This is a genomic window from Arundinibacter roseus, assembly GCF_004348825.1.
GTDB lineage: Bacteria > Bacteroidota > Bacteroidia > Cytophagales > Spirosomataceae > Arundinibacter > Arundinibacter roseus.
This window is the reverse complement of sequence record NZ_SMJU01000004.1, coordinates 134,662-140,661: the sequence shown is the minus strand read 5'-3', so window position 1 is coordinate 140,661 and position 6,000 is coordinate 134,662. Positions and strand designations below refer to the sequence as shown.

The window sequence follows — 6,000 nt, the reverse complement described above, 5'->3', positions numbered from 1 at the left end:
TGACCAACTCGACAAAGAGTCTTTTAAAGAAAAATTGCAAATATTACCACCCGATCTAAACAAAAAAGCCATGAGCATTTACGATGAACTCATTCAGGAAGGAATTGAAAAAGGAAAAGCCGAAGGAGTAGCAGAGGGCATGCAAAAAGGAATTGAAAAGACAATCCTCAATGCATTTGATAACGGCATTAGCTTCGACATTATTCGGATGATTACTGGTGAAAGCGATGAGAAAATCAGGGATGTGTTGAAGAAAAATGGAAGAGGATACTAGGCTATTCTTTGTGAAATTATCTAATAGTAAAAGATTAATCCTTTTCAGTTCAAGAATTGCTTTAAACCATTCAACTCACTGATTTATAACTTTATCCGCCAACCAGTCCATTGAACCAAATGGGCTGGTTTTCTTATGTCTACTAGCTTCAAAAGATTATTTTTAGGCAAAAAATAACAGTCAAATTCCTGATTTAATTGCCTTGAATTTTTATGAAAGCTATTGTTTACACAAGCTACGGTCCTCCCGAAGTACTATCTATCCAGGAAATCGAAAAGCCAATTCCTGGTCCAACTCAGGTTTTAATACGAGTAGAAGCTGCGACCGTCAACCGGACGGACTGCGCTTTGCTTTTGGCAAAACCATTCATCATGAGGTTCTTTTCCGGCTTTTTTAACCCAAACAAAACAACCCCGGGTACAGACTTTGCGGGTACAGTACATGCAATTGGTACGCAGGTCACCCGCTTTGAGGTGGGCGACCGTGTCCTCGGCTTTGATGATAGCGGGTTGTGTTCTCATGCAGAGTTCCTGACACTTTCAGAAGAAAAGGCGATGGTAAAGATCCCTGAGGGCATACGTTTCGTTCAGGCCGCTGCCAGTGCGGAAGGGGTTCATTATGCGCATAACTTCATAAATAAAATCCCACTAAAAAAAGGGCAGAAAGTATTGGTCAATGGAGCCACAGGTGCTATCGGCTCAGCGGTAGTACAGTTGCTCAAACATGCCGGAGCGAACGTAATTGCCGTTTGCGACACATCAAATATTGACCGCGTAAAAGGATTGGGAGCAGATGTAGTCCTTGACTATACCCAGCAGGATTTCACCCAAATAGATATAGGCACCTATGACTTCGTGTTAGATGCAGTAGGGAAAAGTTCATTCAGAAAATGCAAGCAATTGCTAAAAGTGGGGGGAGCATATATTTCGTCTGAACTTGGTCAAGGCGCCGAAAATTTTTTTTATGCTCTTTTCACTCCATTTTTTAGCTCGAAAAAAGTAGTTTTTCCTATACCTTCCAATATACAGGCAAGTTTAGATTTAGCAAGCAAGCTTTTGGCCACTGGCGAACTTAAACCACTTATTGATCGGATCTATCAGCCGGAAGAAATAGCGAAAGCCTATACCTACGTCCTTTCTGGACAGAAAATTGGAAACGTATTAATTGATTGGAACAATAATTCCATGATCGCTGATTCAACCATAGATGTCGGGTAGAAATAGGAAGAATGTATTCTTTTGAACACAAAATCCATTTAAAAATCCGATTATGTCATCCAGCCGCCGTCGATTTCTCAATCAATCTGCCAAGCTAGCCGCTGCCGCCGGCTTGTCCGGACTCGCACCAACAGCAGCCCAATCACAATCCATGGTTTCTGCTAATGATACCGTGCGTATTGCGCTTATCGGGGCAAATAGCATGGGATTTGGCGACTTAAACAATGCGCTCAAACTTCCAAATGTAACCTGTGTGGCGCTTTGCGATATTGATGATGCAGTACTCGCCCGTAGAGCTGCGGATGTAGAAAAAATACAAGGTAAAAAACCTGCGTTACTCAAAGATTTCCGGCAGATAATGGACGATAAAACCATCGATGCCGTCATTATTGGCACACCGGATCATTGGCATTGCCTGCCGTTTGTGGCGGCATGCGAAGCCGGAAAAGATATTTATGTAGAAAAACCACTGGCAAATAGCCTGGCCGAATGCCAGGTGATGATCAAAGCTGCTCGTAAATATGGTCGGGTGGTGCAGGTGGGACAACAGCAACGCAGCGGCGATCACTGGAAAAAGGCGTTGGATTTCATCAAATCAGGTCAGATTGGTATGCTGCGCAAAGTTAACGTTTGGGGTAATTTTCGATATGGCATTGGACAGCCTTTGGCTGTCGACTCACCCGTTCCAGACGGAGTTGACTTTGACCAATGGCTGGGTCCGGCCCCTACCCGCTCCTTTAACAAAAGCCGGTTTCATGGCTCCTGGCGCATGTTTTGGGATTATGGTGGCGGACTATTAACCGATTGGGGCGTTCATCTGCTTGACATGGCGCTTTGGGCAAAAGATATTAAAAATTTACCACAGACGGTTACTGCTACGGGTGGGAATTTTGGATTTGCCGATCATGCGCATGAGACCTTTGACACCATGAATGTGAGCTACCAATTGCCCGATTTTTTGATTAACTGGGAACATACCGCCGGTATACAGAGCGGGCCGTTTGGTCGCTCCTATGGTTTAGCCTTTGTGGGCAATGACGCTACGCTCGTGATTGACCGAAACGGCTGGGAAGTATACCCCGAACTGGCCGAAACCGGACAAACCTACAAAGTACCCAAGTTGCCGCCCCAATCGGGGCGTGATTATCATGCTGAACACATGAAGAATTTTATTGAATGCATCAAATCCCGGCAAGATCCGGCATGCACCATCGAAAATGGCGCCCTGGTAGCCTCATACGCCCACATGGGAAATATCGCACTGCGTACTCAATCGCAATTGAACTGGAATGAAACAACTAAAAATTTTGGTTCAAATACCGCAGCCAATGCGTTGATTACGCCCACCTATCGTAAACCCTGGGTGCTGCCTGTCATTTAATTTTACGGTGAAGTTAGAACCCGCTATTTTTAAAAATTACACTTCCCCTGACTTTTGATATCGGCACATGGAAGCCCTTAGACTGGCTATCAAACAAATGATACATATCTCTGACGAAGAATTTGAACAATTTGTCGCTCAGACGTGTGCCCGTACTTATCGCCGGCAGGAAATTCTTAGCGTTCCAGATGTTGTTCCGAATGAGCTATTTTTTATTTGGAAAGGCCTGATCCGCGTCATGATTCCCGATCAGGCTGGTTTTGACCACACTATTCATTTTGCACTGGAAAATCAATTCATTGCTGACTATTCTAGTTTTTTACAGCATCAACCTTCCCTTTATACCTTGCAGGCTGTTGAGGAAACTCAGGTGGTGGTATTGCCTCGATCTGCTATTGAATGGGGCTATTTGCACATGCAGGAAGGTCAAAAACTCGGACGCCTGATTGCCGAATTTTACTTTATCTACCAGGACAACCGCATAAAAAATATGTATGCGCGTACGCCAAAACAACGGTACGACAGCATTACCGACGTTTTTCCAAATATTCACAATCGCGTTCCTCAGCATATGATTGCTTCGTATTTGGGCATTACGCCTGTTCATCTCAGCAGGCTAAAGAAACAGTCCTGATCATTGGCTAAATTGAAAATATAAACATTTGTTATCGTTTGCTCCTACGCTTGTCTGCTACTTTTGTCAAGTTGCTGCGCCAAATTGCTATGCCTTCGTTTTGATTTCTATTCTCTCATAACTTTCTATGATTCAGGACTTTATTACCCAACTCAAAACAAGAAATGAAACTTTGTGGTATTACGGACTGATTTGTCTGATTTTTTCAATTGCTTGTTTAGTTTTAACCAAGTTAACCCATACTCAGGTCAATCAGGTAAATGCGTGGTACAAGCCATTCAAATTTGCTTTTTCTACCTTTCTGTTCTCCTGGGCAATGGCATGGTATTGCTTCTATTTACCCAATTTCAACATCAGGTTATTCAACTGGACCGTAATCGTACTTCTCGGTTTTGAAATTATTTACATCGCTATTCAAGCTGGTCGCGGGCAACTTTCCCACTTCAATATCAGCACGCCTCTTTATTCTGCGATGTATACTTTCATGGCTTTGGCAGCAACAATCGTTACTCTTTATACGGCTTATGTAGGTCTACTTTTCTTCCGCCACGACTTCCCTGCTCTTCCATCCTACTATGTTTGGGGCATTCGGTTAGGCATTTTCATATTTGTAATCTTCTCATTTCAGGGCTTTGTCATGGGATCAAAAATGACACATACCATTGGCGGTGCCGACGGTAGCCCGGGTTTGCCACTAGTCCATTGGAGCACCACTTTTGGAGACCCTCGCATTGCCCATTTTGTCGGCATGCATGCTTTACAGATTTTACCATTTGCTGCTTTTTATTTATTAAAAAGTAAAAAAATGACCATTCTTATTTCCGTTGTCTATTTACTTCTTGCCGTCTTTACGCTTGTTCAGGCGATGCAGGGAAAGCCCCTATTTATTTCTAAAAAACATACCCCTCATGGAATTATCAACTAAGGAAAAACAAAGACTATTGAACTCCTACGGCCCGTGGGCGGTGGTGACCGGTGCTACTTCGGGTATTGGTCAGGAATTGGCAAGGCTGCTTGCATCGGCAGGATTTAACCTCGTATTGTGTGGTAGACGTCAGGAAAAGCTTTTGGAAATAGAGCAGGAATTTACAGCGCTGTATCACGGAACGATCCGCAGCCTGGCAGCCGATCTTTCAGAACTGCAGGGTCTCGAAAAGTTGTTTCAACTAACAAATGAACTACCAATTGGACTTTTGGTGGTTTCGGCGGGCATGGGCACTTCGGGAGAATTTCTGAATAGCTCAATTGATGAAGAATTGCGAATGTTGAAAATAAATTGTGAGACTTTACTTCGATTGACGCATCAGTTTGGTCAACGTTTTGCGCAGCAACAATCGGGTGGAATCATACTTTTAAGTTCAATGGTCGCCTTTCAGGGTACACCCTTCGCTGCGCACTATGCCGCTACCAAAGCCTACGTACAAACTCTTGCAGAGGGCCTGGCGGTGGAGCTCAAACATAAAGGAGTTGATGTGCTGGCGGCAGCACCGGGTCCAGTTTCGAGTGAGTTTGGGGCTCGTGCCAATATGATCATGAAAGGTGCTATGACACCCGCTCAGGTAGGCGTACCCATCATGCAGGCACTTGGTCGCACAACAACTGTACTACCCGGAATGCTCACCAAGCTATTGGTGTATTCCCTGCGAACGGTACCCCGCTGGGGAAAAATAAAAATCATGGAAAAAGTGATGGGTGGTATGACGGCTCATCAAAGAAAACCCTGAATCTACTGCATATAGATTCCTGTATATCATTCGTCTATTTCTTTTTCAGGATAACATTTCCAACGTATTCTTCAAAGTTTGTTTGACGCGTATCTTCATAAGCCATCATAAATTGGGATAATTGTATATAACTATATTTATATGGATCTTGCCCAAATTCTTCGTAGTGCAAGGTAAAATAGGCCTTTACGTCCTCATTAGGTGGAATTGGATTCTTGATTTTTGTAAGTGCCTGTTTACAAAAATTATAACACTCTTCCAGTTCTTTGCTTTTTCCTTTCTTTCTCCAATACAATAGACCTAAGCAATTTGCCACATATTCGTTATCATATTCATTATCAGCTCTATTGTTGGCAGCAAACTGTAAGGCATGCCCAAGCTCATGCGGAACATAAAACCCATTAAAGAAGAGGCCAAAGATTTTTTCTCCCTCAGCGGCTCCACCTGCCAGTTCCGCACAGAATTCTTTGAAAAACTCCGGTGCCAACTGCCATTGCGGAAGAAAAACGGTATTTTCCTGCGGTAAGTAGTAAGGGCCCATCGCATCAAATTTCACCTTTGGTACGACAAATGCGACTGTTTGATCAATAGCTTTGACTTCCTTCTCAAAATCTTTACCAAGCTCAGCTCCGGCTCGAAGCAGGGAAGCAGTATCAGGAAATGCGTGAAACCATTCCTGCGCCCGGGTAACAGTACATGAGGCTGTCAGAAACAATAAAAAAAATGCCAATGTTTTCATACGGAAGTTTTTCGCAGTTTAGTTCGCTGAA

At 43.6% G+C, this 6,000-nt stretch carries 7 protein-coding genes; 6 read left to right on the top strand and 1 reads right to left on the bottom strand.

Annotated elements, in window-relative coordinates:
* The 6 genes from EZE20_RS07100 to EZE20_RS07075 form a co-directional block, all read left to right on the top strand.
* The coding region (locus EZE20_RS07100) for an RpnC/YadD family protein (RefSeq protein ID WP_207104700.1) at nucleotides 1–274 on the top strand (274 nt) is incomplete at its 5' end.
* Nucleotides 275–486: 212 nt separating this feature from the next.
* Nucleotides 487–1,491: an NAD(P)-dependent alcohol dehydrogenase gene (locus EZE20_RS07095; protein WP_132115980.1), complete on the top strand. Its 1,005-nt coding sequence runs from the start codon at nucleotides 487–489 to the stop codon at nucleotides 1,489–1,491.
* Between the two features lie 52 nt (nucleotides 1,492–1,543).
* The gene (locus tag EZE20_RS07090) at nucleotides 1,544–2,872 is read left to right on the top strand and encodes a Gfo/Idh/MocA family protein (RefSeq protein WP_132115978.1); all 1,329 of its coding nucleotides are present in this window, start codon (nucleotides 1,544–1,546) and stop codon (nucleotides 2,870–2,872) included.
* Between the two features lie 97 nt (nucleotides 2,873–2,969).
* Entirely contained in the window at nucleotides 2,970–3,506 is a 537-nt protein-coding gene (locus tag EZE20_RS07085) for a Crp/Fnr family transcriptional regulator (protein ID WP_228713615.1), read from the top strand.
* A 127-nt stretch (nucleotides 3,507–3,633) separates the two neighbouring features.
* On the top strand, nucleotides 3,634–4,431 hold the full coding sequence (locus EZE20_RS07080; RefSeq protein WP_317129157.1) for a hypothetical protein: 798 nt from the start codon (nucleotides 3,634–3,636) through the stop codon (nucleotides 4,429–4,431).
* Nucleotides 4,415–5,230, top strand: a complete 816-nt coding sequence (locus EZE20_RS07075) for an SDR family NAD(P)-dependent oxidoreductase (RefSeq protein ID WP_132115974.1) — start codon at nucleotides 4,415–4,417, stop codon at nucleotides 5,228–5,230. Before EZE20_RS07080 ends, EZE20_RS07075 begins: the two co-directional genes overlap by 17 nt.
* A gap of 34 nt (nucleotides 5,231–5,264) precedes the next feature.
* Here EZE20_RS07075 and EZE20_RS07070 read toward each other — a convergent pair whose 3' ends face one another.
* Nucleotides 5,265–5,969: a hypothetical protein gene (locus tag EZE20_RS07070; RefSeq protein WP_132115972.1), complete on the bottom strand. Its 705-nt coding sequence runs from the start codon at nucleotides 5,967–5,969 to the stop codon at nucleotides 5,265–5,267.
* Nucleotides 5,970–6,000: the final 31 nt, after the last annotated feature.

Coding starts and splice junctions, on each gene's coding strand:
- EZE20_RS07075 (WP_132115974.1), top strand. CDS start 4,415: ATGGAATTATCAACTAAGGAAAAACAAAGACTATTGAACTCCTACGGC.
- EZE20_RS07090 (WP_132115978.1), top strand. CDS start 1,544: ATGTCATCCAGCCGCCGTCGATTTCTCAATCAATCTGCCAAGCTAGCC.
- EZE20_RS07095 (WP_132115980.1), top strand. CDS start 487: ATGAAAGCTATTGTTTACACAAGCTACGGTCCTCCCGAAGTACTATCT.
- EZE20_RS07085 (WP_228713615.1), top strand. CDS start 2,970: ATGATACATATCTCTGACGAAGAATTTGAACAATTTGTCGCTCAGACG.
- EZE20_RS07080 (WP_317129157.1), top strand. CDS start 3,634: ATGATTCAGGACTTTATTACCCAACTCAAAACAAGAAATGAAACTTTG.
- EZE20_RS07070 (WP_132115972.1), bottom strand. CDS start 5,969: ATGAAAACATTGGCATTTTTTTTATTGTTTCTGACAGCCTCATGTACT.